At 71.3% G+C, this 24,710-nt stretch carries 24 protein-coding genes, 1 tRNA gene and 1 pseudogene; 12 read left to right on the top strand and 14 right to left on the bottom strand.

Translation table 11 applies throughout. The features are described from left to right. Nucleotides 1-27 precede the first annotated feature (27 nt). Nucleotides 28-851 (bottom strand): annotated as a pseudogene (locus tag ABZ267_RS27970) (hypothetical protein). 100 nt (nucleotides 852-951) lie between these two features. On the opposite strand from ABZ267_RS27970, the gene ABZ267_RS27965 reads away from it, so the two are divergent. Next, the gene (locus tag ABZ267_RS27965; RefSeq protein ID WP_356755218.1) at nucleotides 952-1,449 is read left to right on the top strand and encodes a hypothetical protein; all 498 of its coding nucleotides are present in this window, start codon (nucleotides 952-954) and stop codon (nucleotides 1,447-1,449) included. An 18-nt stretch (nucleotides 1,450-1,467) separates the two neighbouring features. On the opposite strand, the gene ABZ267_RS27960 is transcribed toward ABZ267_RS27965, so the two are convergent. After that, entirely contained in the window at nucleotides 1,468-2,160 is a 693-nt protein-coding gene (locus tag ABZ267_RS27960; RefSeq protein WP_356755216.1) for a pentapeptide repeat-containing protein, read from the bottom strand. Between the two features lie 131 nt (nucleotides 2,161-2,291). On the opposite strand from ABZ267_RS27960, the gene ABZ267_RS27955 reads away from it, so the two are divergent. Together ABZ267_RS27955 and ABZ267_RS27950 are read left to right on the top strand one after the other, a co-directional pair. Further along, nucleotides 2,292-3,533: an NAD(P)-binding protein gene (locus tag ABZ267_RS27955; protein ID WP_356755214.1), complete on the top strand. Its 1,242-nt coding sequence runs from the start codon at nucleotides 2,292-2,294 to the stop codon at nucleotides 3,531-3,533. Nucleotides 3,534-3,583: 50 nt separating this feature from the next. After that, the gene (locus tag ABZ267_RS27950; protein WP_356755212.1) at nucleotides 3,584-4,585 is read left to right on the top strand and encodes a zinc-binding dehydrogenase; all 1,002 of its coding nucleotides are present in this window, start codon (nucleotides 3,584-3,586) and stop codon (nucleotides 4,583-4,585) included. A 12-nt stretch (nucleotides 4,586-4,597) separates the two neighbouring features. On the opposite strand, the gene ABZ267_RS27945 is transcribed toward ABZ267_RS27950, so the two are convergent. Together ABZ267_RS27945 and ABZ267_RS27940 are read right to left on the bottom strand one after the other, a co-directional pair. Next, nucleotides 4,598-5,083: a GNAT family N-acetyltransferase gene (locus ABZ267_RS27945; RefSeq protein ID WP_356755210.1), complete on the bottom strand. Its 486-nt coding sequence runs from the start codon at nucleotides 5,081-5,083 to the stop codon at nucleotides 4,598-4,600. A 35-nt stretch (nucleotides 5,084-5,118) separates the two neighbouring features. Continuing rightward, a complete protein-coding gene (locus tag ABZ267_RS27940; protein ID WP_356755208.1) occupies nucleotides 5,119-6,078 on the bottom strand; it encodes an aminoglycoside phosphotransferase family protein in 960 nt (319 codons plus the stop codon). 34 nt (nucleotides 6,079-6,112) lie between these two features. Here ABZ267_RS27940 and ABZ267_RS27935 point away from each other — a divergent pair, with 34 nt between their 5' ends. Together ABZ267_RS27935 and ABZ267_RS27930 are read left to right on the top strand one after the other, a co-directional pair. Continuing rightward, nucleotides 6,113-6,826 carry a rhomboid-like protein gene (locus tag ABZ267_RS27935; protein ID WP_356755207.1) on the top strand — a complete coding sequence of 238 codons (714 nt, stop codon included), beginning with the start codon at nucleotides 6,113-6,115 and terminating at the stop codon, nucleotides 6,824-6,826. Between the two features lie 94 nt (nucleotides 6,827-6,920). Continuing rightward, the gene (locus ABZ267_RS27930; RefSeq protein WP_356755205.1) at nucleotides 6,921-8,321 is read left to right on the top strand and encodes an FAD-dependent oxidoreductase; all 1,401 of its coding nucleotides are present in this window, start codon (nucleotides 6,921-6,923) and stop codon (nucleotides 8,319-8,321) included. 4 nt (nucleotides 8,322-8,325) lie between these two features. Here ABZ267_RS27930 and ABZ267_RS27925 read toward each other — a convergent pair whose 3' ends face one another. Further along, nucleotides 8,326-8,994 (bottom strand): class E sortase, encoded by a 669-nt coding sequence (locus tag ABZ267_RS27925; protein WP_356755204.1) that lies wholly within the window; start codon nucleotides 8,992-8,994, stop codon nucleotides 8,326-8,328. Between the two features lie 78 nt (nucleotides 8,995-9,072). Continuing rightward, nucleotides 9,073-9,519, bottom strand: a complete 447-nt coding sequence (locus ABZ267_RS27920) for a MarR family transcriptional regulator (protein WP_356755202.1) — start codon at nucleotides 9,517-9,519, stop codon at nucleotides 9,073-9,075. Between the two features lie 119 nt (nucleotides 9,520-9,638). Here ABZ267_RS27920 and ABZ267_RS27915 point away from each other — a divergent pair, with 119 nt between their 5' ends. Next, nucleotides 9,639-11,123 carry an MFS transporter gene (locus tag ABZ267_RS27915; RefSeq protein ID WP_356755200.1) on the top strand — a complete coding sequence of 495 codons (1,485 nt, stop codon included), beginning with the start codon at nucleotides 9,639-9,641 and terminating at the stop codon, nucleotides 11,121-11,123. Nucleotides 11,124-11,266: 143 nt separating this feature from the next. Continuing rightward, nucleotides 11,267-11,596: a hypothetical protein gene (locus ABZ267_RS27910; protein WP_356755198.1), complete on the top strand. Its 330-nt coding sequence runs from the start codon at nucleotides 11,267-11,269 to the stop codon at nucleotides 11,594-11,596. 71 nt (nucleotides 11,597-11,667) lie between these two features. On the opposite strand, the gene ABZ267_RS27905 is transcribed toward ABZ267_RS27910, so the two are convergent. Continuing rightward, nucleotides 11,668-11,741 (bottom strand) — tRNA-Thr (locus ABZ267_RS27905). Between the two features lie 177 nt (nucleotides 11,742-11,918). Between ABZ267_RS27905 and ugpC the strand changes: the two genes are divergently transcribed. The 3 genes from ugpC to ABZ267_RS27890 all read left to right on the top strand — a co-directional run bounded on the left by ugpC (nucleotide 11,919) and on the right by ABZ267_RS27890 (nucleotide 14,537). Continuing rightward, complete coding sequence (gene ugpC / locus ABZ267_RS27900; protein ID WP_356755196.1) at nucleotides 11,919-13,055, top strand: sn-glycerol-3-phosphate ABC transporter ATP-binding protein UgpC; 1,137 nt, start codon at nucleotides 11,919-11,921, stop codon at nucleotides 13,053-13,055. A 223-nt stretch (nucleotides 13,056-13,278) separates the two neighbouring features. Then, nucleotides 13,279-13,692, top strand: a complete 414-nt coding sequence (locus ABZ267_RS27895) for a hypothetical protein (protein WP_356755194.1) — start codon at nucleotides 13,279-13,281, stop codon at nucleotides 13,690-13,692. Nucleotides 13,693-13,817: 125 nt separating this feature from the next. Then, entirely contained in the window at nucleotides 13,818-14,537 is a 720-nt protein-coding gene (locus tag ABZ267_RS27890) for a nucleotidyltransferase family protein (RefSeq protein ID WP_356755667.1), read from the top strand. A gap of 83 nt (nucleotides 14,538-14,620) precedes the next feature. Here the strand turns inward: ABZ267_RS27890 and ABZ267_RS27885 are convergent, their stop codons facing one another. Further along, complete coding sequence (locus ABZ267_RS27885) at nucleotides 14,621-16,270, bottom strand: DoxX family membrane protein (protein WP_356755669.1); 1,650 nt, start codon at nucleotides 16,268-16,270, stop codon at nucleotides 14,621-14,623. A 161-nt stretch (nucleotides 16,271-16,431) separates the two neighbouring features. On the opposite strand from ABZ267_RS27885, the gene ABZ267_RS27880 reads away from it, so the two are divergent. Beyond that, a complete protein-coding gene (locus ABZ267_RS27880; protein ID WP_356755671.1) occupies nucleotides 16,432-17,913 on the top strand; it encodes a hypothetical protein in 1,482 nt (493 codons plus the stop codon). 67 nt (nucleotides 17,914-17,980) lie between these two features. Next, entirely contained in the window at nucleotides 17,981-18,607 is a 627-nt protein-coding gene (locus tag ABZ267_RS27875) for an NUDIX hydrolase (RefSeq protein WP_356755672.1), read from the top strand. Nucleotides 18,608-18,690: 83 nt separating this feature from the next. Here the strand turns inward: ABZ267_RS27875 and rlmB are convergent, their stop codons facing one another. The 6 genes from rlmB to ABZ267_RS27845 form a co-directional block, all read right to left on the bottom strand. After that, nucleotides 18,691-19,647, bottom strand: a complete 957-nt coding sequence (rlmB, locus tag ABZ267_RS27870; protein ID WP_356755674.1) for a 23S rRNA (guanosine(2251)-2'-O)-methyltransferase RlmB — start codon at nucleotides 19,645-19,647, stop codon at nucleotides 18,691-18,693. Nucleotides 19,648-19,748: 101 nt separating this feature from the next. Next, complete coding sequence (cysS, locus tag ABZ267_RS27865) at nucleotides 19,749-21,149, bottom strand: cysteine--tRNA ligase (protein WP_356755676.1); 1,401 nt, start codon at nucleotides 21,147-21,149, stop codon at nucleotides 19,749-19,751. 196 nt (nucleotides 21,150-21,345) lie between these two features. Continuing rightward, nucleotides 21,346-21,750 (bottom strand): PPOX class F420-dependent oxidoreductase, encoded by a 405-nt coding sequence (locus ABZ267_RS27860; RefSeq protein WP_356755678.1) that lies wholly within the window; start codon nucleotides 21,748-21,750, stop codon nucleotides 21,346-21,348. A 215-nt stretch (nucleotides 21,751-21,965) separates the two neighbouring features. Next, on the bottom strand, nucleotides 21,966-22,484 hold the full coding sequence (gene ispF, locus ABZ267_RS27855) for a 2-C-methyl-D-erythritol 2,4-cyclodiphosphate synthase (protein WP_356755679.1): 519 nt from the start codon (nucleotides 22,482-22,484) through the stop codon (nucleotides 21,966-21,968). After that, entirely contained in the window at nucleotides 22,474-23,241 is a 768-nt protein-coding gene (gene ispD, locus ABZ267_RS27850; RefSeq protein ID WP_356755681.1) for a 2-C-methyl-D-erythritol 4-phosphate cytidylyltransferase, read from the bottom strand. Before ispD ends, ispF begins: the two co-directional genes overlap by 11 nt. Before the next feature lie 293 nt (nucleotides 23,242-23,534). Next, nucleotides 23,535-24,017, bottom strand: coding sequence for a CarD family transcriptional regulator (locus ABZ267_RS27845; RefSeq protein WP_006380568.1), 483 nt, complete (start codon nucleotides 24,015-24,017; stop codon nucleotides 23,535-23,537). Nucleotides 24,018-24,710: the final 693 nt, after the last annotated feature.

Below are 24,710 nucleotides of genomic sequence, written 5' to 3'. Positions count from 1 at the left end.
CCCGGCCCTGCCCCTCGCCCCTCGTCGTCAGCCCTCGTCGAACACCGCGTCGGCGGTGGACGCGGTGACAGCCCGCTCGAACCACACATCGAGCACATCGAGGTCCTTGCAGCCGGTGATCCGCTGCCGCACCTCATCCGGCACCTCGACACCTCGCACCGCGAGAATCCGCAGGATGTCCTCGCCGCGGCTCTCCACACGGCCTTCCACCCGCCCCTCGTCGCGGAAGGATTCGGCGACGAAGCCGCGGAAGTGACTGAGACCAGTGCCCATCAGATTCCTCCAGAGCTCACGGGCCGAGGTGGTCCCCAGGCCCGCTTCGGTGAATTCGGCGAAGACCGCTGCGGCGTCGGCGTCCGTGGCCCGGAGGGCCTCGGCGAGCGCGTCCAGTATGGCAGCGATGTCGTGATCGTTACTATGGGTGATCGCGGAGAAGACAGCCATCGGCAGGTCTTCGGCGGCTCTCGCGGCGTCCGTGATCATCGGTACGTTGTGCGGACCGAGCACCAGCGGGAACACGGCGAGACTCGGGTGCTTCTCCAGGCCGATACGGATCGGCTCGGCCGCCCACTCGGCCGTTCCCTTGTCCCGGCAGACGACCAGCAGCACCGGCGGGTACCGGAACTTCGCGTAGAGGTGGGCGAGGTAGTAGGCCCAACTGCTCCGCTTGTCCGGGTCGTTCCTGCCCTGCGCCTCGATCGCCAGCAGCAGGCTGTCACCGCCGACCAGGTCGATGCGCAGCAGCGTGTCCACGTGCCGTTCGAGCGGCGGCCTGATCTCCGTGCGCTGGCGAACAAGCCCGGATTCTTCTGGAAGATCCGATGATGAGCCTCATGAGGCGAACTGACCATAAGGTGAAGCTAGAGGCGTCTGGCATATGCGTGAGGCATAACGATCTCCGTTCACCCGATCGTGTCAGCCTGGTCCGATCCGGCATGACACCATCGATCCGTGCTCGACATCGGCTACTCCCTCTCCCGCCGCTTCCCCGATCCGCCACAGACCGACTACCGCCGCACGGACGTCCGCGCGCTGCGGCACGATCTGTTCTCCGGTGACGTCTACCTCGCGGACACCAAGGCGGACCGCGAGGTGTCCACAGCCTGGGGATGGGTTCCGGTGCTCGACTTCGCCTGGGCGCTGTGCGACATCGTCGAGCAGATCGACCAGGACCCGCGCGGCAACCGCTCACACCGGCGGCAGTACGCGGAACTGGACTTCACCGAGTCCTCGGACGTCATGATCTTCGAGCGGCGGTTCGGCTGGGTCGACGTCGAGGCGGACTGGATGCCCGGCGACGAGCCGCCGCTGACCTTCAGCCACTCGCTCCTGCGCCGCGAGGCCCGCGACTTCCTGCACGACCTGATCGCCGACCTGGCCGACCTGCACGACGGCCTCGCCGACAACCCCGTGATCTGGGACCTCCAGGCCCGCTTCCCCCGCCTCTGACCACGCCCCGCAGCCGCGTCACCCCTCCACCCGCACCCCGATCTGCGCCGCGAACGCCGGGGCCAGCTCCATCAGCTGGGCCGGGCTGATCACCGCTCCCGCCAGCCGGTCCACGCCGCGCGCGATGTCCAGCTCCGCCACCGTCCGCAGGTCCACCGACTCCATCCGCACCGCGCTGAAGTCCGCCCGCTTCAGCACACAGTCCCGGAACTCCACCCGCACCAGGTGCGCGTCCCCGAAATCGGGCTCCGAGAGCACGCAGCCCTCGAAGACCACGTCCTTCAGCCGGGCCTTGCGCAGGTTCAGGTAGTCGATCTTGCCGCCGCGCACCACCACCCGCTCCAGCACCGCCCCGTGCAGCTGCACCCCGCCCAGCCGCGCGTCCACCACCTCCACATCCCGCAGCGACGCCTCCGCGAGGTCCGTGCCCACGCCCCGTACGCCGGTCAGCACCGAGTCCATGAAGCGGGCCCGCGCCAGATCCGTACGGTCCAGGGCACAGCTCTCCAGCGCACAGTCCATGAACCGCGCGCCCCGCCCCGACGCGTCCGCCAGATCCACGCCGTCGAACCGCACGCCGTCGTAGTCGCCGTCCGGCTCCAGGCCCTCGCCGTCGTACGGAACGAGCGGCGGCAGCCGCACCTCCGGGCGCCGCGCCGCCGCGATGGTGTCCTTCTTGGCCTTGGCCGTCCTGCCCGCACTCGTCGCCATGCCCCCATCGTGACGCACACCACTGACAACGCCCCGCCCGGCCAAGCCCGCCCGATGTCACAGGCCGCCGATGTCACAGGCTGCCGCCTCCGATCCGTCGCATCATCAAAAGAGGCGAAGGAGTTCCAGCCATGGAGCACAGGAAGCACAGGAAGCACACGGAGCAGCCCGTCCGCATCCACGTCATCGGCGGCGGCATCGCCGGGCTCACCGCCGCGATCACCGCGGCCGAATCCGGCGCGCGGGTCACCCTGTACGAGAGCCACCGGATGCTCGGCGGCCGGGCCAGGACCGCCGACGGGCCGTACCGCACCAACGAGGGACCGCACGCCCTGTACCACCGCGGGCCGCTCCGCACCTGGCTGGCCCGGCGCGATCTGCTCGGCCCGGTCGCCTCCGTACCGCTCCTCGAAGGGTTCCGCTTCCGCTTCCGGCGGGCCGGAGCGCTGCGCGCGCTGCCGCCCGCCGCCCTGCTGCGGCTCTCCCGCCGCAACCCGCGTACGGCCCCCGTGGACGCCACATTCCAGGAGTGGGCCACCGGCCAGGTCGGAGACGAAGGCGCACGGGCCGCCGCGCACTTCGTCGCCGCCGCGCTCTTCCACCACGACCCCGGGGCGCTCTCCGCCCGGTTCGTCCAGGAGCGCTTCAGCCGCCTCACCTCGCTGCCGCCCGAGGCCCGCTACCCGGTCGGCGGCTGGGGGCGGCTCATCGAACGGATGGCCGGCCACGCCCGCGGCCTCGGCGTGGCCGTCGAGACGGGAGCCCGCGTCGACGCCCGTACGCTCGGCGAGCTGGCCCGTACCGGTCCGGTCACCGTCGCCACCTCACTCGACGCCGCCCGCGTCCTCCTCGACGACGCGTCGCTGACCTGGGAGAGCGGCCGCGCCGTCCTGGTGGACCTGGCCGTACGGACCCGGCGCGGCGACCTGTTCATCGTGTCGGACCTGGACGCGCCCGGCTGGCTGGAACGGTTCACCGCCCAGGATCCCGGGCTGGCTCCGGCCGGAGAACAGCTGCTCCAGGGCCAGTTCCCGATCGGCCCGGGCGTGGCCAAGGCCGAGGGCATCGCCCGCGCCGAGCAACTCCTCGACCTCGGCTTCCCGGGCCGGCGCGAGCGCACCACCTGGCACTCCGAGGCCCTCGCCGACGGCCGCACCGGCGCCGTCGACCGCCCCGGCACCACCTGGCGGGACCGGCCCGCGATCGTCCGCGGCGACGGGATCTTCCTGGCAGGCGACCAGGTCGCCGCTCCGGGACTCCTCAGCGAGGTCTCCTTCACCAGCGGCCTCGAAGCCGCACTGCTCGCCGTGAAGGACGCCGGAGGGCCATCCGGCCGGCGCTCCGGATCCGGGGTTGACCTCAACCGAACCTGAGGTACGAGGGTAAGGGCACTAGCCCGCCCGCCGCCCCGAGGGAGCCCTCCATGCACGCCGTCCGCCTCCACACCTTCGGCCCCGCCGAGAACCTCACGTACGAACGGACCGAGGATCCCGTCGCCGGTCCCGGCCAGGTCCGCATCGCCGTGGAGGCGGCCGGCGTGCACCTCCTGGACACCGCGCTACGGGAAGGACGGACCGGCCCCTTCCCGGCCCCCGCCACGCTCCCCACCATCCCCGGCCGCGAGGTCGCCGGGACCGTCGAGTCGCTCGGCGAAGACACCGACCCAGGCTGGCTCGGCAAGCGCGTCGTCGCGCACATCGGCACGGCACCGGGCGGGTACGCCGAACTCACCGTCACCGAGGCCGACAAGCTCCACGAGATCCCCGGAAACCTCGGTGCCGCCGAAGCCGTCGCCATGATCGGCACCGGCCGCACCGCCTTCGGCATCCTCTCCTTCACCGACCTCGGCCCGGACTCGGTGGCCGTCGTCACGGCGGCGGCGGGCGGCATCGGCACGCTCCTCGTCCAGTACGCCAAGAACGCCGGGGCCACCGTCATCGCGCTGGCCGGCGGCCCCGCCAAGGTCGCCCGGGCCGAGGCGAACGGCGCCGACCTCGCGCTCGACTACACCCTCCCGGACTGGCCCGACCACGCCCGCGCCTTCCTCGACGCGACCGGCCTGTGGGCCACCGTGGTCTACGACTCCGTCGGCGGGACCACCGCCCGCAGCGCGGTCGGCCTGCTCGGCAAGGGCGGACAGCACGTCGTCCACGGCTGGTCCGGCGAAGGCCTCCACGACGGCCGGCCGCTCACCTTCACCCCGGACGAACTGGCCGAACGCGCCATCACGTCCACCTCCGTCCTCGGACCCCAGCTGATCGAGCGAGGCGGCGGCCTCCGCACCTTGGAAACCCGCGCCTTGGCCGAAGCGGCGGCCGGCCGACTCCGCCCCGCCCTCCAGCGCTATCCGCTCGCCGAAGCGGCCGCCGCGCACCGCGCACTGGAGACGCGCGGCACGATCGGCAAGGTGGTGCTGGAACCGTAAGGCCATCAGGAATCAGCCTGCTCCAGCCCCCAGCCGCGCCAACGCCCCGTCCGTCAGCCGGTACACCGTCCACTCGTCCTGCGGCCGCGCGCCCAGGGACTCGTAGAACGCGATGGACGGGGCGTTCCAGTTGAGCACCGACCACTCCAGCCGCTCGTACCCGCGCTCCACGCAGATCCGCGCCAGCTCCGTCAGCAGCGCCTTGCCGTGGCCACCGCCGCGCCGGTCCGGACGGACGTACAGGTCCTCCAGGTAGATGCCGTGCACCCCGCGCCAGGTGGAGAAGTTCAGGAACCACAGGGCGAAGCCGATCACCTCGCCACCGTCCTCCTCGGCCGCCGCCACATGCGCGTACGCGGCGGGCCGCTCGCCGAACAGCGCCTCCGCCAGCTGCTCCTCGGAGGCGACCACCTCGTCAAGGGCCTTCTCGTACGCGGCGAGTTCACGCACCAAGGCGTGCAGGACAGGGACGTCATCAGGCGTAGCGGTACGGATCATGGAGGCAGCGTAGACAGCCCTTTCCGGCGCACCCGTCACCGCCTCCGCAGCAACCGCCGCGCGATCTCCGCATGGTCAGGCGCCATCCGCCGCTCCCCGCCCGCGACCGACCACACCGCGTTCTGGAGCACCCGTCCCAGCGTCCAGGCCCGCGCGCGCTCCCGGTCCCGCTCCAGTCCCAGCGCCTCCGTCAACGCGTCGAACCGCCACACCACCTCGTCGGCGTCGAACAGGTTGTCCAGCGCCGGGAACAGCTCGAACCCCGGGTCTCCCGCCAGCGGCTTCGGGTCCAGCGCCACCCACTCCCCGGCCCGCCCCGCGTCCGCGCGACCCGCCAGGATGTTGTCGTAGTGCAGGTCCCAGTGCAGCAACCGGTCCCCCGGCTCATCCGCCACCTCCCGCACCGCCGCCACGCAGTGCGCGAGCAGCCGCCGATCCGCCGCGTCCGCCAGCCGCGCCACCGCCTCCGGAGCCGCCGCCAGCATCCGCTCCACCGCATCACCCAGCGTCCGCAGGCCCTCCGGCGCGGGCACCGCCGCCAGCCGGGCCAGCACCCCGCCGAGGATCGTCACCGCCGCACGCGCCCCGGCCGCATCAACCACACCACCAGCCCCGGCACCACCACCAACACCCATCCCCGACAACGGCCGCTCCTCATCCAGCCGCTCCAGCAACAGCGCACCGGTCTCCGGATCATGGCCGAGCACCTCCACCGCCCCGGCCCCCGCCGCGCCCCACGCCCGCAGCGCGACCGGTTCGCCCGCCGTCTCCTCGTCCACCGACTGGAGCTTCAGCACGGCCGGCACCCCGTCCGCCTCCCGCACCACCGGCAGGACCAGCGCGCACATGCCGTACATCACGGCCCCGTCCCGCCTCAGCCCCCACTCCTCGAGGAACCGTCCGGCGAGACCCGGCAGCGCGGCGATGAAGTCCCGCCCGGCCGCGCCGTTGAATGCGTACTGAGTGGCGATCAGCTCGTCCGGGATGTCAATCACGCCACGGATCCTAGAGGCGTGCGTCAATCGGACCATGCCCCGAGAACAGCCGGGCCCCACCACCGACGGCAACGGCAGCACGCGCGCCACCGGCCACCACCGCCACGACCGCACCCGGACCGCCGCCGTACGCCGCTGGATCGCCACCGCTCCCGGCACGTACCTCTGGCTGGCCATCCTCTTCGTCACCACCGTCGTCCTGCACCGGATGTCCCCGGCCTTCGAGGACGCGTTCCTGCGGGAGCGCTCCACCAACCTCCACGAGCTCGCGCAGAACCCCGTCCGCGTCCTGATCTCCAGCGCCTTCTGGATCGACGGCGGCCGCTGGCTTCCGTACGCCGTCCTGTTCACCGCCTTCCACGCCACCGCCGAACACTGGCTCGGCACCCTGCGCTGGCTCGCCGTAGCCACCGCCGCGCATGTCGTGGCCACGCTGGTCAGCGAAGGGGTCCTGGCCTGGGCCATCCGGCAGGACCACGTACCGCAGTCCTCCGCCGACGCCCGGGACATCGGCGTGAGCTACGCCCTCGCCGGGGTCATCGCCGTCCTCACCTACCGCGTCCCGCACCCCTGGCCGTACGCCTACGCGTTCGCCGTCCTCGTCTTCTACGGCATCCCGCTGGTCGCCGACGGCCGCACCTTCACCGACGTGGGCCACTTCACCGCCGTACTGACCGGACTGGCCTGCTACCCGCTCACCCGTAACGCCCAGGAGCGCGGCGAGACGAAACACCCCGCCGCGCAGTAACGTCCCGCCACACATACGCTCGGCGTCAACGGAGAACCGGCGCAGCGGCACACCGAGCACCACCGTCACACCGGACAGGGACCCCAGGGGCATCATGAGCACCGTCAGTACCGTCAACGGCGGCATATCGTTCTGGTACGCGCAGGAGGGCACACCGGCCCCCCGCGAACCCCTGCCCGGCGACGCGAGCGCCGACGTCTGCATCGTCGGCGGCGGCTACACGGGGCTCTGGACGGCGTACTACCTGAAGAAGGCCGTCCCCTTCCTCAACATCACCGTGCTGGAGGCCAAGTTCTGCGGTTACGGCGCCTCCGGCCGCAACGGCGGCTGGCTCTACAACGGCATCGCGGGCCGCGAACGGTACGCCAAGCTGCACGGCCACGAAGCCGCCGTACGGCTCCAGAAGGCGATGAACGAGACCGTCGGCGAGGTCGTCCGGATCGCCGCCGAGGAGAAGATCGAGGCCGACATCCACCAGGGCGGCGTCCTGGAGATCGCCCACACACCGGCGCAGCTCGCCCGCCTCAAGGACTTCCACAGCGTCGAGATCGCCTTCGGCGAGACCGACCGGGTCCTGCGCGGCGCCCGCGAGACCGCCGAGCGCGTCCACGTCACCGGAGCCGTCGGCTCCACCTGGACCCCGCACGGCGCCCGGCTGCACCCGGCCAAACTGGTCAAGGGCCTCGCGGACGCCGTGGAGGCGCTCGGCGTCACCATCCACGAGTCGACGCCGGTCACCGAGATCAAGCCGAAGCACGCCGTCACCCCGTACGGCACGGTCCGCGCCCCGTACATCCTGCGCTGCACCGAGGGCTTCACCGCGGGCCTCAAGGGGCTCAAGCGGACCTGGCTGCCGATGAACTCCTCCATGATCGCCACCGAACCGCTGCCCGCCCGCATCTGGGACACCATCGGCTGGGAGGGCCGCGAGACCCTCGGCGACATGGCCCACGCCTACCTCTACGCCCAGCGCACCGCCGACGACCGCATCGCCATCGGCGGCCGCGGCCACCCCTACCGCTACGGCTCCGCCACCGACAACGACGGCCGCACCCAGCCCGCCACCATCGCCGCCCTGCGCGACCTGCTGGTCCGCCTCTTCCCGACCACGGCGGGCGTCCGCATCGACCACGCCTGGTCCGGCGTCCTCGGCGTCCCGCGCGACTGGTGCGCCACCGTCACCCTGGACCGCTCCACGGGCCTCGGCTGGGCGGGCGGGTACGTCGGCTCCGGCGTCGCCACCGCCAACCTCGCCGCCCGCACCCTGCGCGACCTCATCCAGCAGGACTCCGGCCAGGCCGGCCCCACCGACCTGACGACACTTCCCTGGGTCGACCACAAGGTCCGCCGCTGGGAACCGGAACCCTTCCGCTGGCTCGGCGTCCACGGCCTGTACGCCGCCTACCGCGCCGCCGACCGCCGCGAGACAACCTCACCACGCCCCGGCACCGACCCGATCGCCAAGGCGGCGGACCGCGTCTCGGGCCGCCACTGACGATCTAGTCGGACTCCTCCGCCACCAGCACGCCCACCTTGTCGATCCGGTGCTCCGGATTGCCGAGACCGTCCCGCCAGAAGTTCCCGGCCGCGTCGTCCTCGGGCGTCGCGCAGGTGGAGATCGTGATCATGGCCCGGCTCGGCTCGACACCGGGCCGCCCCGGCACCTCGGCCCGCTGCTCGGCGAGCGAACGCTCACTGCGGAAGGAGGTCTGCCGGGTCCCGGTGATCTCGTACGTGTACCGCGTACCGTCCTCCACCACGTACACGGGATCGCCCTTGCCGACCTCCGGCAGCTCCCGCAACACACCTCCGGAGCTGATCCGGTGCGCGGTGACGAGGAAGTTGCCGACATCACCCGGCCCGACCCCGCCCTCCTCCCCGTACGGACTGGAGGCCACGCCCCGGTCCTGGATCCGGCTGCCCGGAACGTCGTCGGTGGTGCCCTCGTACGGCACGACGTCCAGATCCGCGACACCGATGGCGGGAATCGCGAGGACGGCGGTCTCGGTACGGGGTTCGGTGCGGTCGGCAGGCGCGGCGGAGCCGAAGGCGGTCGTCAGGAGGACGGCGGCACCGACAGAGGCCAGGGCTTGGGGAAACGTACGAGTACGGCTACACGTACGAGTACGGCTACGCGTACGAAGACGGCGGCGGCTGCGGCGGCTCATGAGCATCCATCCCCATCCATCCCTGTCCGGGCTCGGTATTCCCAGTACACCAGGACAGGCTCAAGAGCGCCGAGCGGCTCAGTCGCGCGGCCAGGGCCGGCCGTCGAGCCGCTCGATGGAGAGGTTCAGCCGGCTGAGCGAAACGGCGAGCTGCTCGGCCTCCTCGGGCGTCCAGTCGGCCATGACCTTCGCCAGGCCCGCCACGTTCCGGTCGCGGTCGCTGTCGAGCCGGCGCGCGCCCTCGTCGGTGATGGCGAACTTACGGGCGATGCCGCCGTCCGGATCCGGGATGCGCTCGACGACACCGGCGCGGAGCATCGCGGCGGTCTGCCGGTTGAGCGTGGAGGCGTCAAGCCCGAAGGCCTCGCTGAGCTGGCTGATGGACATGGGGCCCTCCACCTGGATCCGGCTGAGCAGGATGTAGGCGCTGCGATCGAGCCGCCACTCCACGCGCGGGGTGAGCAGGTGCATGTACCGGCCGAGCAGCATGGTCTCGCGTTCGATCCGGTCGAGGGGCATGTCCACGCGTCCAGGTATATCACGATGGATATGTACGCTACATAAGATGTGCATGATGCACATTCCATGTATCTTGCATAGTCGAACGGCCCGAGGTACGCGAGGGCTGAGAACGGAGACACCCCGTGGAGAGTCCACCGCCCGCAACAGCCTCCCCGGGGGCACCCACCGCCCGCCCCGGAGGCATCGTCGGCATCCTGGCCTTCGCCGGCATCGTGGCAGCGCTCACACAGACCCTGGTGGTGCCGCTGATCGCACAGCTGCCGACGCTGTTCGACACCTCCGCGTCCAACGCCTCCTGGGTCATCACCGCCACCCTGCTGGCCGCGGCCGTCTCCACGCCCGTCGCCGGACGGCTCGGCGACATGTACGGCAAGCGGCGGATGCTGCTCGTCTCGCTCGTACCGCTGATCCTCGGTTCGGTCGTCTGCGCCCTGTCCTCCTCCGTGATCCCGATGATCACCGGACGCGGCCTCCAGGGCCTCGGCATGGGCGTGGTGCCGCTCGGCATCAGCCTGCTGCGGGACGTCGTACCGGCGGAGAAGCTCGGCCCGTCCATCGCGATCATGAGCGCCTCGATGGGCGTGGGTGGCGCGCTGGGCCTGCCGTTCGCCGCCGCGATCGCGGAGAACGCCAGCTGGCGGGTGCTGTTCTGGGTCGTCGCCGTACTGGCCCTCGCGGTCGGCGCACTGATCGCCGCCCTGGTCCCGGCGGACCGTCCCGCCACCGAACGCGGCGGCTTCGACCTGCCCGGAGCCATCGGCCTCGGCGCCGCGCTGATCGCCCTGCTCCTCGCCGTCTCCAAGGGCGCCGACTGGGGCTGGGGCAGCGCCACGACGCTCAGCCTCCTCGCCGCCGCGCTCGTCCTCCTGCCCGCCTGGGGCTGGTGGGAGCTGCGTCTGCGCGACCCGCTGGTCGACCTCCGTGTGACCGCCCGCCCGCAGGTCCTGATGACGAACACGGCCTCGATCCTGGTCGGCTTCGCGATGTACGCGCAGTCCCTCGTCGTCCCGCAGCTGCTCCAGCTCCCGGAGGCGACGGGTTACGGCCTCGGCCGGTCGATGCTGACGATGGGCCTGTGGATGGCTCCGGCCGGACTGATGATGATGGCGATGTCACCGCTCGGCGCGAAACTCTCCGCCGCCAAGGGCCCCAAGGTCACCCTGGCCGTCGGCAGCCTCCTCATCGCCGCCGGCTACGGCCTCTCCGTCCCGCTGATCGGCTCCGGCTCCCCGTGGAGCCTGCTGATCGTCACCCTGGTCTGCAACTCGGGCGTCGGCTTCGCGTACGGGGCCATGCCGGCCCTGATCATGAGCGCGGTGCCTCCGTCGGAGACCGCGTCGGCGAACAGCTTCAACGCCCTGATGCGCTCCATCGGCACGTCGTTCGCGGCGGCCGTCATCGGCGTGGTCCTGGCCCGCATGACGACCGACTTCGGCGGCATCCCGCTCGCCTCCGAGAACGGCTTCCGCACCGCGATGCTGATCGGCTGCGGCGTGGGCCTGGCAGCAGCGGTGGTCGCCGCGCTCATCCCCGTACGGACGACGAGGGCCCCGCTCGACCCGCCCGCGCCCACCGCCTCACCGGCACGGGCCCATCAGGAGGCCTGAGCCTGGCCGGCCTGGCGGAGCGGGCCACGTACAGCAGGTTCTCCTGGCACGACACGGAGCAGAGCCGGCCCCGGCCGATCAGACCCTGTAGGCAGGACCGGACACCGCCGTACCGCCACCCGCCACCACTCCAGGAGCCCCGCATGGACCCGAACGAAGCCACCACGTTCCTGGCGATCTGCAGCCATACCCACCTCTTCCCAGGCGCCCGCTGCCACCTCCAAGGCCTCCCCGACCCCACCGCCTTCGCCACGGCCCCGCACCCGATCGACCTCTACCTCCGCTTCCCCGACGGAGCGGCCACGGACGCGGAACTGCACACAACGGACCCGGCAGGCCCGACCCTCAACGTCCCGGCGTACACGACCGGCGCGGGCACAGCCATCGCGGCCCACACCTGGACCGTCCGCGAGTTCACCTCGACACCAGCAGGCGAGGTCGAGCTGACGATCGGCGCCAAGGACCCGGCCTAGGCACCTCGACCACAGCACCGGAACAACAGAGAAGCCCAGGCCGGAACGGATCCGGCCTGGGCTTCCCCTCGGGCCCCCTGTCGGATTCGAACCGACGACCTACGCATTACAAGTGCGTTGCTCTGGCCAGCTGAGCTAAGGAGGCGTGCCGGAGCAGTGTAACCAACCGCGCGCCCGCACCGTTCTCGGTTTCCCTGGGCTCCGGACTACTGACAGATCGGGAGACGCCAGGTAACGTCACCGCAGGTTCACCTCAGTGGACCAGACCACTCCCTACTCGGATCGTCCGGCACGTTCCTGCCGGTGGAGGAGAAGATTCAGCATGGCCAGTGTCACGTTCGACAAGGCGTCCCGCGTCTACCCCGGCTCCACGAAGCCGGCGGTGAACCAGCTCGAGATCGACATCGCGGACGGTGAGTTCCTCGTCCTCGTCGGTCCCTCCGGTTGTGGCAAGTCGACCTCCCTGCGCATGCTCGCGGGTCTTGAGGACGTCAACGGCGGCGCGATCCGCATCGGCGACCGCGATGTCACGCACCTGCCGCCGAAGGACCGGGACATCGCCATGGTGTTCCAGAACTACGCGCTCTACCCGCACATGTCCGTCGCGGACAACATGGGCTTCGCGCTGAAGATCGCCGGTGTGAACAAGACCGACATCCGGGCGAAGGTCGAAGAGGCCGCCAAGATGCTGGACCTCACCGACTACCTGGACCGCAAGCCGAAGGCGCTCTCCGGTGGTCAGCGGCAGCGTGTGGCGATGGGCCGGGCCATCGTGCGGGAGCCGCAGGTCTTCCTCATGGACGAGCCGCTGTCGAACCTCGACGCCAAGCTCCGCGTCTCGACGCGTACGCAGATCGCCTCGCTGCAGCGCCGCCTCGGCATCACCACCGTGTACGTCACCCACGACCAGGTCGAGGCCCTCACCATGGGCGACCGGGTCGCGGTGCTGAAGGACGGGCTGCTCCAGCAGGTCGACTCGCCGCGCAACATGTACGACCGCCCGGCCAACCTCTTCGTCGCCGGCTTCATCGGCTCCCCCGCGATGAACCTGATCGAGGTCCCGATCACCGACGGTGGCGTGAAGTTCGGCAACAGCGTCGTCCCGGTCTCCCGCGAGGCGCTCTCCGCCGCCGCGGACCGCGGTGACACGACCGTCACGGTCGGCATCCGTCCCGAGCACTTCGACATCGTCGAGCACGGCGGCGCCGCCGCGAAGAGCCTCTCCAAGGACTCCTCGGACGAGCCGGCCGGTCTCGCCGTCTCCGTCAACGTCGTCGAGGAGCTCGGCGCCGACGGATTCGTCTACGGTGCCGCGCAGGTCGGCGGCGAGCACAAGGACCTGGTCGTCCGCGTCGGCGGCCGCGCCGTGCCGGAGAAGGGCACCGAGCTGCACGTCGTCCCGCGCCCGGAGGAGCTGCACGTCTTCGCCACCTCGACCGGTGAGCGCCTCACCAACTGACCCCGTCAGGCTTCGCGGCCCCGCCTCCCCTTCCCGGGGAGGCGGGGCCGTTCGCGTACTCGGGAGCGCGTGGAGGTTTCGGTGCCGGGCCGCCTCAAATACCCCGGCACACAGGGCATTTCCCCCTGCTTCGTCAACCTGGCATTCGAAAGGACGCGTCGAACCATCACTCGGAGGGGTGACGAAATGTCATCACACCACCACTGAACGCTACGCTCGCTGCGTGACCCACACCGCTCGGCGCATCGGCCGATCCTTCGCCCTCGTCCTGCCCGTCGTCATGGTGCTCTCCGGGACCCTCGCGGTCAGCAGCGTTCCGTGGGCGGGATCGGACAAAGACTCCACGCTGCTGGCCGCCTCCTCGGAGACCGTGTCCAAGCCCGCGAAGCCCCGCGCCGCCCAGGACATCCTGCGCGACAAGCTGCTCGTCGAGCTCCAGGAGAAGGACCCGGGCACCGCGCTCACGGGCCTCCAGCGTGCCGTCGAGCAGCGCCCCTCGCTGGCGCGCCACTGCATGTCGATCGCGAAGGCGCTCGGCAGGGCCGCGGTCGAGCAGTACGGCCCGACGCGCGCGCAGCGCTTCTCCCGTCCCGTCTGCGACACCTCGTTCGCCTCGGGCGTCGCTCAGTTCAGCTGAGCCGAAGCAGAGCGAGCCGAGCCAATCCGATCCGCGGCGCCCGGAGCCGTACGAGAGCCGCCGTTGCCCGGCCATGGCCGGGCAACGGCGGCTTTCCCGTGTCCGCACCGCATATCGTGCGTGCCATGCATACGTATCCGACGCAGGCCGTGATCCTCGCCGGTGGCCAGGGGTCGCGGCTGCGGCCGTACACCGATGACCGCCCCAAGCCGATGGTCGAGATCCCGGGCACCGGGACCCCGATCATCGGCCATCAGCTGTCCTGGCTGGCCGCCGAGGGCGTGACCGACGCCGTGGTCTCCTGCGGCCACCTCGCCGAGGTGCTCCAGGAGTGGCTGGAGTCCGCCGTGCTGCCGCTGCGGGTCACGACGGTGGTGGAGAAGGAGCCGCTGGGCCGTGGCGGCGGGCTGAAGTACGCGGCGCAGCGGCTGCCCGATCCGGAGCAGCCGTGGTACGCGACGAACGGCGACATCTGGACGCGGTTCTCGTTGCGCGAGATGGCCGCGTTCCACGCGGAGCGCGATGCCACCGCCACGCTGGCGCTCGCGCGGCCGCGGATTCCGTGGGGTGCGGTGGAGACGGACGCGTTCGGGCACATCACGGACTTCATCGAGTCGCCGCCCTCGCCGTATCTGATCAACGCGGGCGTGTACGTGTTCTCGCCGGCCTTCACCGGGATGCTGCCGGACCAGGGCGACCATGAGCGGACGACGTTCCCGCGGCTGGCCCGGGAGCGCCGGCTGGCCGGGTATCCGCTGCCTCATGGCGCGTACTGGCGGGCGATCGACACGGCGAAGGACCTGACCGAGGCGGCGCGCGAGCTGGGTGCCCGGAGCGGCAGCTGACTCGTACGGCAGGACAGCTGAACCCGTACGGCGAGAGGGGCGGCCCCTATCCGGGCCGCCCCTCTCGCCGTGTGCCGCTCCGGTCAGCCGAGGAGGCCGCCGATGGGGTTGCGGCCGCCGCCGGTGGAGCCGCCCGGGTCGGCGCCTTCGCCGCCGCCGGTGGCGGGCGGGGCCTCGGGTTCAGCGGCGCCGCCGCCGGTGGAGCCGTCGCCGCCGGTGGAGCCGGAGGAGGTGGGTCCGGCGCTGGTGGCGGCGGGGGGCTGCTGGGGGGTGGTCTGCGGCGGGGGCTCCTGGCCGGTGCCCTGGGTCTGGCTGGGCTGGGTGTCGTTGCCGGTGCCGGCACTCTGGCCGCCGCCGGACTCGCGGGTCTCGTCGGGCGTGGTGGCCTGGCCGCCGGTGGCCGGGGTGGTGGGGGCGCCGGAGCTGGTGGGCTCGGGGCTGCGCTCCTGCTCATCGGGCGTACGGGAGGCCTGGCGTTCGCCGGTGGACTCCTGCGGGAGCGGCTGGCCGGGGAGCTGGTTGGTCGGGTAGTCGTTGCGGCCGGGGACGGTGACGACCTCGGCCGAGCGGACGGCGCCGCCGAGGATGGAGCCGATGAGGAGGGTGAGGCCGATGACGACGGAGCCGACGACCGCTCCGCGGCGCAGGACGCGGCGGCGCAGGTCCCAGATCTCGGAGCGCGGCCCGAGCGTGCGCCAGGCCTCTCCGGCGAGCCGTGCGTCGACGGAGTAGACGGGCGCGCCCGCGATGATCAGCGGGCTCCAGGCGGCCAGCAGGATGATGTCGGGCGCGTCGTACACGGCGACCGTGCGCCAGCTGACGGTCACCAGGAGGGCGGCGGAGAGCAGCGCGCCGACGGAGGCGGCGACGCGCTGCCAGAGGCCGAGGACGGTGAGGACGCCGACGACGACCTGGAGGAAGGCGACGGTGAGGCCGGCGCCGACCGGGTGGGAGAGGGCGAAGTCGCGCAGGGGTTCGGCGAGGGCCCAGGGGTGCAGCGAGGTCAGCCACTTGACCATGGAGCCGCGTTCGCCGCCGTCGAAGTAGACGGGGTCGCAGAGCTTGCCCATGCCGGCGTAGATGGAGATGAAGCCGAGGAGGACCCGCATCGGGAGCAGGACGACCCCGAGGTTCATCCGGTGGCCGGGGTAGTAGGCGTGGCGGACGGGGTCGTTGCCGTGGCGCCGGGCGCGGGCCTCGGTGCTCTCCTCGTAGCCGTCGTCGTCACCGTCGGGGCCGGTGGTGGCCGCGTCGTCGAAGGAGTCGTACGCGCCGGTGGCCTGGCGCATGGGCGGCAGGAGCGGGCCGGTGCGTCCGGGCTGCTGCGGGGCGGTCAGTACGGGGTTGGGCTGGGTCTCCTCCAGGAGCGGGATGACCTGGGTCGCGCCCGACGCGAGGCCGTCCGCGGCTCCGGCGGTGAGCGCGGTGTCGAGGTGGCCGGCGGTGGAGTTGCGTACGGCCTGGAGGAGGCCGGTGGCGCCGGGGTCGCCCGGGGCCGATCTGCCGCTCCAGACGACCGGCGCCCGCCTGCGGCCGCCGCCGGCTCCGGCACCGCTCATGGCGGGGATGCGGGCGGTGTCCGCGAGACCGCGCAGCCGTGCGCGCTGGCCCGGGGCGAGCTGCACCCGGAAGCTGGCGTGGTTGACGATGACCTGCGCGGGGTCGCTGTCCACCTTGGTCATGCTCAGGGCGGGTTGCTCGTCGAACCGAGGCGTTCTGGTGTCCACACTCATCTAACCGAGTGACGGCTGTTTAGGACACTGCCTTGACAGGGCTGATGTGTCCGAGACCCGTCAAGATCCGGCCATTCCTCCCCGCCGGGGAACCTTTGTTCACCACTCGGGCGTCAACTACGGGACCATCGCGGCGTGTTGCCGGAGTGATCGGGGGAGACGTGGCCGGACAGCAGCTCACTTTCGCGGACCTGAACCGGTATCCGGTGATGGCCCAGGCCCTGGACAGCCAGTGGCTGCCCAGCGATCTCACCAAGGCCAGGCAGCGGCTGAACGCGCCTCCGGGCCGCTCGCCGCAGGACGTGGCGGCGTCGGCGGCGGAGCTCCGGCGCGCGTTGGTGAACAGCGGCACGCTGGTGGTGAACCGGGCGTACTTCCTCAACAACGAAGCGGTTTCGGCCAATTATGTTCCGGAGGCCGAGACCGCCGAACGCGAGGCGCTCATCCGCCTGTTGAACGACCGTGCTCTCGTTCCGTTCCTCTACCGCGAGCGCGACCCGGCCGACCGGTTCACCTGGTCGCACGACGAACGGGTGTACCGGGCCTGGCAGCGGCTGATCGGCGAGGAGGCGGAGCCGGCACTGGTCAGGTTCGACTGGGACGACGAGGCGAACCTGGAGGCGACGGACCAGGTCACGCAGTTCTTCGGCAGCCAGATGCACACGCTCCAGCGGCTCCGGGAGAAGCCGCTGGGCAAGCAGCTCGGCATTCCGACGGCCCAGGCGCGGGCCCTCAAGGAGGGGCTGCTCACCGACATCGCGGCGTGGGCCGTGCGCCAGGACCTGTACACGCCCATCACCCGCGAGGCGGTGTACCGGGAGTTCCTGATCCGGCCCGGCACGACGCCGTCGGAGAGCCTGCTGCGGGAGGGTGATCAGGTCGGTCCCGCCAAGCAGCTGATCGACCTGGTCTACAACCTGGCGGTCCCCAAGGCGAGCCGGATCACGGCCCTGACCCCGCCAGGATCGCCGCCGCGCTCCACGCTCCAGGAGCTCCGCGACGACGTCCGCCGGCAGGCGGAGGACCCGGAGGCGATCGGTCTGCTGCTGCGCGACCTGTTCGCCGACGAGCTGCACCGGGCGGTGGACGGGCCGAACTCGTACGGTTCGCTGTCGCTGGCGGACATCGCGCGGCTGCGGACCACCGAGGAGTGGTACGCCTACGTCAACGCGCTGGACTCCTTCGTCATCGGGAACTTCCGTGACGGCCGGCTGCCCACGCCCGACGAGTTCCGTACGGGCACGAAGGACGTGGCCCGGCTGCACCGCGGGATGCTGCGGGCGGCGCGCGAGACGAGCGGCCAACGGCGCGGCTTCGAGCGGGAGATGACGGTGGCGCTGGTGCTGGAGTCGGCCGGCATCGCACTCCAGGTGACGGCGGGCGAGGAGATCTCGCTGCTGTCCGGCTCGGTCCAGCTGGCGACGGCGCTGGCCGGGGCGCTGAGCGTACGGCTGGAGTTCTTCGACCGGGGAGCCGACGGCAGGCGCAGCGGCCTCGGCCACTCGCTGACCCTGCCGTCGTTGCAGCTGAGCAGCGTCAAGCGGGACTGGACGACGATTCTGAAGGCGTACGGCGGCCGCGTCGAGGAGGTGGGCACGGGCCGGCGCAGGCCGCAGGCGGACCAGCAGTCCCCGCAGGCCTGACCGGACCACCGGCACCGGACCGTACCGGCTTCGCGTTCCTCGCCGCTCCAGCGGGTACGACAGCAGGATGAGCACCGAACGCTACGAACGGCTGCGCGCCGAGCGGCCCGAACTGTTCCGCAACGAGCCCGACGGCATCGACATCCTGACGGAGCCGGACGCGGTGGCGGCCGCGGGAGGGGTGCTGTACGAGGACCAGTACCTGATGCTCGTACGCGATCCTGTGCGCTTCCCGGGCGGCGAGGAGGGGACGTACATCCGCTCGATGAGCCCGTATCGCGAGCCGGGGTGTGTGGTGCTGCCGCTGCTGGACGGCGGCGTGGTGCTGGTCGAGCACTTCCGGCACGCCACACGGTCGTGGCACTGGGAGGTGCCGCGCGGTTTCGGTACGGCCGGGCTGAGCGACGAGGAGAACGCGGCCAAGGAGCTGTGGGAGGAGATCGGCGCGGTCCCGCGGGAGGTGGTCGCGCTGGGTGTGGTGCACCCGGACACCGGGATGACCGCCGAGGCCGTACGGCTGTTCGCGGTACGGATCGCCTCGACCGGTGACCTGGACCGTGCCGAGGGCATCCGCAGGTGTGTCACGGTGCCGTTCGCTGAGGCGGAGGCGATGGTGGCCGACGGGCGGATCACGGACGGCTTCACCGTGGCGGCGCTGATGCGGGCGAGGCTGGCTGGGCTGGTGGCGGGCTAGGGAAGTGCCCGGTGCTCCCGGCGGGCCCGAGGCGGGGCGCAGCCCGAAGGCCGCGCTCCCGCCCGCCGCAGTGTCCGGTCCCGCTATCCGCGGCGGCGCGCCACCTCGTACAGCACGATGCCCGCCGCGACACCGGCGTTGAGCGATTCGGCGCCGCCCGGCATGGAGATCCGGACGCGGTAGTCGCAGGTCTCGCCGACGAGGCGGCCCAGGCCCTTGCCCTCGCTGCCGATGACGATGACGACCGGGCCGGCCAGCTCCTGAAGGTCCTCGACCGTGTGCTCGCCGTCGGCGGCGAGGCCGACGACCGTGAGGCCCGCCTTCTGGTAGCCCTCCAGGGCGCGGGTCAGGTTGGTGACCCGGGAGACCGGGGTGCGGGCCGCCGTGCCGGCCGAGGACTTCCACGCTCCGGCGGTCATGCCGGCCGCGCGGCGCTCGGGGACGACGACGCCGTGGCCGCCGAACGCGGAGACCGAGCGGACGATCGCGCCGAGGTTGCGCGGGTCCGTGACGCCGTCGAGGGCGACGATCAGCGGGTCCTCGTTGTTGTCGTACGCGGCGGCGGTGAGGTCCTCCGGGTGCGCGTACTCGTACGGCGGGACCTGGAGGACGAGGCCCTGGTGGTTCAGGCCGTTCGTCATCCGGTCCAGCTCGGGGCGCGGGGCCTCCATCAGGTTGATGTTGCCGCGCTCGCCCGCGAGCTTGATCACGTCGCGGACGCGCTCGTCGTTGTCGATGTACTGCTGGACGTACAGAGTGACGGCGGGCACGCCGTCGCGCAGGGCCTCGTAGACCGGGTTGCGGCCGACGACCATCTCCGAGGTGCCCTTCACACCGCCGCGCCGGGGCGCGGGACGGCGGGCGGCGGCCTGCTTGGCCTGGGCGTTGGCGACCCGGTTCTTCTTGTGTCCCTTGCGGGCGGAGGCGGGCGGCGTGGGTCCCTTGCCTTCGAGACCACGGCGTCGCTGACCACCGCTGCCGACCTGCATGCCCTTCTTGTTGGACGTGCGGCGGTTCCTGCGCTGGCTGTTCCCGGCCATGACCTACCTGTTTCGTTGCTTTCAGACGTGCGTACGTATGTGGACAAGTGTGCCGCCCGGATCGCCGGGCGGCACAACTGCGCTGTTCAAAGGGGTGCGGCTCAGCGCGGCCCGAGCGTCCACCGGGGACCGTTGGCGCTGTCCTCGATGACCAGTCCGGACTGGTTGAGCTGGTCGCGGATGGCGTCGGCGGCGGCCCAGTCCTTACGGGCGCGGGCCGACTGCCGCTGGTCGAGGACGAGGCGTACGAGGGTGTCGACGACGCCGTGCAGATCCTCGCCCCGGTCGCCCTCGCCCGCCCAGTGCTCGTCCAGCGGGTCGAGTCCGAGGACGCCGAGCATGGCCCGGACCTCGGCGAGGCGGGCGACGGCGGCTTCCTTGTCGTCGGCGGCGAGCGCGCTGTTGCCCTGGCGGACCGTGGTGTGGACGATCGCGAGGGCCTGCGGCACGCCCAGGTCCTCGTCCATCGCCTCGGCGAAGGCGGGCGGCACCTCGGCGGCGGGCGGGACGGTCTCGCCGGCCTTCTCGGTGACGCGCTGGACGAAGCCCTCGATCCGCGCGAACGCGGACTCGGCCTCGCGCAGCGACTCCTCGCTGTACTCGATCATCGAGCGGTAGTGCGGGGTGCCGAGGTAGTAGCGCAGGACGATCGGGCGCCAGTGCTTGACCATCTCGCTGACGAGGACCGAGTTGCCGAGCGACTTGGACATCTTCTCGCCGGCCATGGTGACCCAGGCGTTGTGCACCCAGTAGTTGGCGAACTCGTCGCCGTACGCCTTGGCCTGGGCGATCTCGTTCTCGTGGTGCGGGAAGATCAGGTCGAGTCCGCCGCCGTGGATGTCGAACGCGGAGCCCAGGTACTTGTGGGCCATCGCGGAGCACTCCAGGTGCCAGCCGGGCCGGCCGCGGCCCCACGGGGTCTCCCAGCTGGGCTCGCCTTCCTTGGCCGCCTTCCACATGGCGAAGTCACGCTGGTCGCGCTTGCCGGTCTCGCCCTCGCCGGAGGGCTGGCGCAGGTCGTCCAGCTCCTGGTTGGAGAGGGAGAGGTAGCTCGGGAGGGACCGGACGTCGAAGTAGACGTTGCCGTCGGCCTCGTAGGCGTGGCCGCGCTCGATGAGGCCGCGCATCATCTCGATCATCTCGGTGATGTGGCCGGTGGCGCGGGGCTCGTAGGTGGGCGGCAGGCAGCCCAGCGCGTCGTAGCCGTCGTTGAACGCGCGCTCGTTCTCGTAACCGATCGACCACCAGGGGCGGCCCTGTTCGGCGGACTTCTTGATGATCTTGTCGTCGATGTCGGTGACGTTCCGGATGAACCTCACGTCGTAGCCGCGGTAGGTGAACCAGCGGCGCATGATGTCGAAGTTCAGCCCGGAGCGGATGTGCCCGATGTGCGGTGCGGCCTGGACGGTAGCGCCGCAGAGGTAGATCGAGACACAGCCCGCGGTGAGCGGGACGAAGTCACGGATCTGCCGGGCGCTGGTGTCGTGCAGGCGAATAGTCACGCCTCAAGGGTAGTAGGCCGACACCAGTGCCCCGCGACCCTTGGGCGATCGCGGGGACAACTTTCTGATACCGGCCTGGTCGGAGCGGCTGTGCAAGGGGCGCGGGGCGGCTCTTTCGGGGCGCTTCGGGGGCGTTGGGGGCTTGTTCCGGGGCGCGTTCGGGGCTTTCCGGGCTCCTTCGCGCCGCCGGTTGCTCTCAGATGCCGCCGACGACCTTGCGCGGCGTGATGCGGACCACGACTCGCGGGTCGTCCTGGGCGGAGTCCGGGTTGAATTCGGCGTACGGCTTGCCGGTGTACTTCACCGAGAGCTCGTCGATCAGCTCCTGGCCGCCCTCCGTGGTCAGCTCCGCCCGGCCCCGGATCTCGGCGTAGGTGTACGGGTTGTCGGCTGGCTGGACGACGACGGTGACGCGCGGGTCGCGGCGGAGGTTCTTCTCCTTGCGGCGGCCGACCGTGGTGGAGATCAGGACGTCGTCGCCGTCGCGCTTCACCCAGACCGGCGATACCTGCGGGCTGCCGTCCGGCTGGACGGTGGCGATGTTGACGAAGACCGGGGTGTCGAGAAGGTTCTTGAGCTCGGTGGAGAGTGCGGCGGTCATGACGTACGTCCTCCTGGTGGCCGGCGTGGTCCACGGGCCTTCGGTCCGCGGTGTGCGGCCGGTGTCCCGTGGTTCGGTGGTCCTACCCCCCAACCGCGCGCGCCCTCCGTTACTTCCCGCGTCGCCCTTACTTCTGCTTCTCCTTCTCGGCACCGTTGGGCCGTACGGGTGACGGAGCGCCCCGTACGGCCTGTCGGCGGTGGTGGTGGCGTACGTCAGCGCGCCCGGTACACCAGTGCCGTCGCGATCCCCGCGAGCCCTTCGCCGCGGCCGGTGAAGCCGAGGCCGTCCGAGGTGGCGGCGGAGAGCGAGACCGGCGCGTCCACGGCGGCGGACAGCACCTTCTGCGCCTCGTCCCGCCGCTTGCCGATCTTCGGGCGTACGCCGACGACCTGGACGGCGACGTTCCCGATCTCGAACCCCTCGGCGCGGACGATCCGGGCGGCCTCGGTGAGCAGGGTCACGCCGCCGGCGCCGGACCACTCGGGGCGGCCGGTGCCGAAGTGCTGGCCGAGGTCGCCGAGGCCGGCGGCGGAGAAGAGCGCGTTGCAGGCGGCGTGCGCGACGACGTCGGCGTCGGAGTGGCCGGCCAGGCCGGGGCCCTCGCCTTCCCACTTCAGGCCCGCGCACCAGAGTTCGCGGCCCTCCTCGAAGGCGTGGATGTCGGTGCCGATCCCGACGAGCGGGATGACCGAAGCGCCGGGGTCGTGGGCCACGTGCTGGTCAGAAGCCATCGTTGGCCCTCCTGCGGGCGAGTACCGCTTCGGCCAGCACCAGGTCGAGCGGTCGGGTCACCTTGAACGCCTCCTCGTGGCCGGGGACGACGACGACCTGCGTGCCGAGGCGCTCGACCATGCCCGCGTCGTCCGTGGCGCCCTCGCCGTCGAGTGCGACCTCGGCGTGGGCCCGTACCAGCGTGTCCCGGTCGAAGCCCTGCGGGGTCTGCACCGCGCGCAGCCTGGCCCGTACGGGAGTGGAGAGCACCGGCTCCGGCTCGCCGGCCACCACGGCGGGCTCGACCTCCTTGACGGTGTCGGTGAGCGGCAGCGCCGGAACGACGGCCGAAGCCCCGTTCCGTACGGCCTCGACCACCGCGTCCACCGTGTCGACCGGCACCAGCGGGCGGGCGGCGTCGTGGACCAGGACGACGGAGATGTCCTCGGGCAGCGCGTCGAGGCCGAGGCCGACGGACTCCTGGCGAGTGTCGCCGCCGGGCACGACCAGGTAGTCGGTGCGCTCGGGCAGGGCGTGCTCGTCGAGGAGGTGCTTCACCTCGGGCGCGCCGTCCGGCGGGGCGACGACCACGACGAGGGAGACGGTCCGGGAGGCGGCCATGGCGCGTACGGCGTGGATGAGCATGGGCGTGCCGCCGAGCGCCCGGAGGGCCTTGGGAGCACCCGGTCCGAGCCGTATGCCCCGCCCGGCCGCCGGGATGACCGCGGCGGTGCGCGGCGGGCGCGGCCGGTCGGGCGGGGGTGGCGTCGATGTCATCGATTGCGCTCCGAAGGTCCGAAGGTTCGGCAGGTTTGTTTCCACGGGCGACGTGGGTAGGGGCCCAGCAAGCCGGGCGCGACGCCCTCGGGCTTGACCGGGCCCCTTCCGTGACACCCGGTCGAGCGTGGAGCGGAGTCGCGGCGGCGATCAGCGGTGACGATCGGCGGGCGTCACGAGCGACGCCGGGATGTCGTTCCGGGTCCGGACATGCCGCAGCGCCCGACGACACACCGTACAAACGGCTGGTCAGCGGGCACCGCGGCACATTCTTACGACCGGTGCGATCCGGTTCAGGACGCGAGGACCTCGTCGAGCAGAGCCTCGGCCTTGTCCTCGTTCGTGTTCTCCGCGAGAGCGAGCTCGCTCACCAGGATCTGGCGGGCCTTGGCGAGCATGCGCTTCTCTCCGGCGGAGAGACCGCGCTCGCGCTCACGACGCCACAGGTCACGCACGACTTCAGCGACCTTGATGACATCGCCCGAGGCGAGCTTTTCCAGATTTGCCTTGTAACGCCGGGACCAGTTGGTCGGCTCTTCGGCATACGGTGCGCGAAGCACCTCGAAGACCCGGTCCAGCCCCTCCTGCCCGACTACGTCGCGCACGCCCACGAACTCCGCATTGTCCGCCGGCACACGAACCGTCAAGTCGCCCTGGGCGACCTTGAGCACCAAGTAGGTCTTGTCCACGCCTTTGATCTGGCGAGTTTCGATAGCCTCGATCAGCGCGGCCCCGTGATGGGGATAGACCACGGTGTCGCCAACCTTGAACGTCATGTGACAGGTACCCCTTCCGTGGCTATCCAGAGTAACACGAGAATCGCCTCTCCTGAATGGCGTTTTCGCAGGTCAGGGCATATCTCAGGGCTTGACAACAGCGACACGGACGTGCTGCGGAAGGCTTCCGGAAGACGGTATTCGCAGGTCGGAGCGGCTGTGCGCCCGGAGCGAAACGTTCGCGTCACACGGCCCGGAAGCCTCACAGAAGAGGGCGAAAGTCCCGTTTTGTCGGGTTCTAGATGGTGAACTTTGCGTACTCCGTTCGGTCGTCGATCACCCGTACGGAGGTAAGTGCGCGTGCCCCATGAAATTGATCAAGGCCCATGTCTGAAGAGGCCTCTCGCGAGGTCACTCGGGAGACCTCTCGCAACCCCTCTCACTAGGCCTTTCGCGGGGAATGCGCCGCGGCCGGAAAATTGATCACCGCGATTATGTGAACAGCACGTGACACGTCGGCCCCGAAGCGCGGTCCGCGCCGGCCTCTCCGCTCGCACCGGCCCCCGGGAAGCGCTCCCCGGGAAGAGCCGCGCTCCCTAGAGGCGGGTCGGGTGCGGGGCGGGAGCGGTGGCTCGGTAGCCTAAGGCCGCTGACACACCCTTAGGACGGCTTTACGTCACCCTTTCCCGGTCGTCCACGGGGCGCTCGGCACACGTACAACGCCCGACGTCCGAAGTCCGCAGTCCGATCGTT

This window comes from Streptomyces sp. NPDC006174, assembly GCF_040614075.1.
In the GTDB taxonomy this organism is placed as follows: Bacteria; Actinomycetota; Actinomycetes; order Streptomycetales; family Streptomycetaceae; genus Streptomyces.
Note: the sequence above shows the minus strand (reverse complement) of the source record. Positions and strands in the feature narration are given on the sequence as shown.

Excerpts from the sequence above, each read along its gene's own strand:
- ABZ267_RS27935 (WP_356755207.1), top strand. The coding sequence starts at position 6,113 with ATGCCCCGAGAACAGCCGGGCCCCACCACCGACGGCAACGGCAGCACG.
- ABZ267_RS27955 (WP_356755214.1), top strand. The coding sequence starts at position 2,292 with ATGGAGCACAGGAAGCACAGGAAGCACACGGAGCAGCCCGTCCGCATC.
- ispF (WP_356755679.1), bottom strand. The coding sequence starts at position 22,484 with ATGGCTTCTGACCAGCACGTGGCCCACGACCCCGGCGCTTCGGTCATC.
- ABZ267_RS27960 (WP_356755216.1), bottom strand. The coding sequence starts at position 2,160 with ATGGCGACGAGTGCGGGCAGGACGGCCAAGGCCAAGAAGGACACCATC.
- ABZ267_RS27875 (WP_356755672.1), top strand. The coding sequence starts at position 17,981 with ATGAGCACCGAACGCTACGAACGGCTGCGCGCCGAGCGGCCCGAACTG.
- ispD (WP_356755681.1), bottom strand. The coding sequence starts at position 23,241 with ATGACATCGACGCCACCCCCGCCCGACCGGCCGCGCCCGCCGCGCACC.
- ABZ267_RS27890 (WP_356755667.1), top strand. The coding sequence starts at position 13,818 with ATGCATACGTATCCGACGCAGGCCGTGATCCTCGCCGGTGGCCAGGGG.
- ABZ267_RS27930 (WP_356755205.1), top strand. The coding sequence starts at position 6,921 with ATGAGCACCGTCAGTACCGTCAACGGCGGCATATCGTTCTGGTACGCG.
- ABZ267_RS27945 (WP_356755210.1), bottom strand. The coding sequence starts at position 5,083 with ATGATCCGTACCGCTACGCCTGATGACGTCCCTGTCCTGCACGCCTTG.
- ABZ267_RS27885 (WP_356755669.1), bottom strand. The coding sequence starts at position 16,270 with ATGAGTGTGGACACCAGAACGCCTCGGTTCGACGAGCAACCCGCCCTG.
- ABZ267_RS27950 (WP_356755212.1), top strand. The coding sequence starts at position 3,584 with ATGCACGCCGTCCGCCTCCACACCTTCGGCCCCGCCGAGAACCTCACG.
- rlmB (WP_356755674.1), bottom strand. The coding sequence starts at position 19,647 with ATGGCCGGGAACAGCCAGCGCAGGAACCGCCGCACGTCCAACAAGAAG.
- ABZ267_RS27860 (WP_356755678.1), bottom strand. The coding sequence starts at position 21,750 with ATGACCGCCGCACTCTCCACCGAGCTCAAGAACCTTCTCGACACCCCG.
- ABZ267_RS27925 (WP_356755204.1), bottom strand. The coding sequence starts at position 8,994 with ATGAGCCGCCGCAGCCGCCGCCGTCTTCGTACGCGTAGCCGTACTCGT.
- ugpC (WP_356755196.1), top strand. The coding sequence starts at position 11,919 with ATGGCCAGTGTCACGTTCGACAAGGCGTCCCGCGTCTACCCCGGCTCC.
- ABZ267_RS27910 (WP_356755198.1), top strand. The coding sequence starts at position 11,267 with ATGGACCCGAACGAAGCCACCACGTTCCTGGCGATCTGCAGCCATACC.
- ABZ267_RS27845 (WP_006380568.1), bottom strand. The coding sequence starts at position 24,017 with ATGACGTTCAAGGTTGGCGACACCGTGGTCTATCCCCATCACGGGGCC.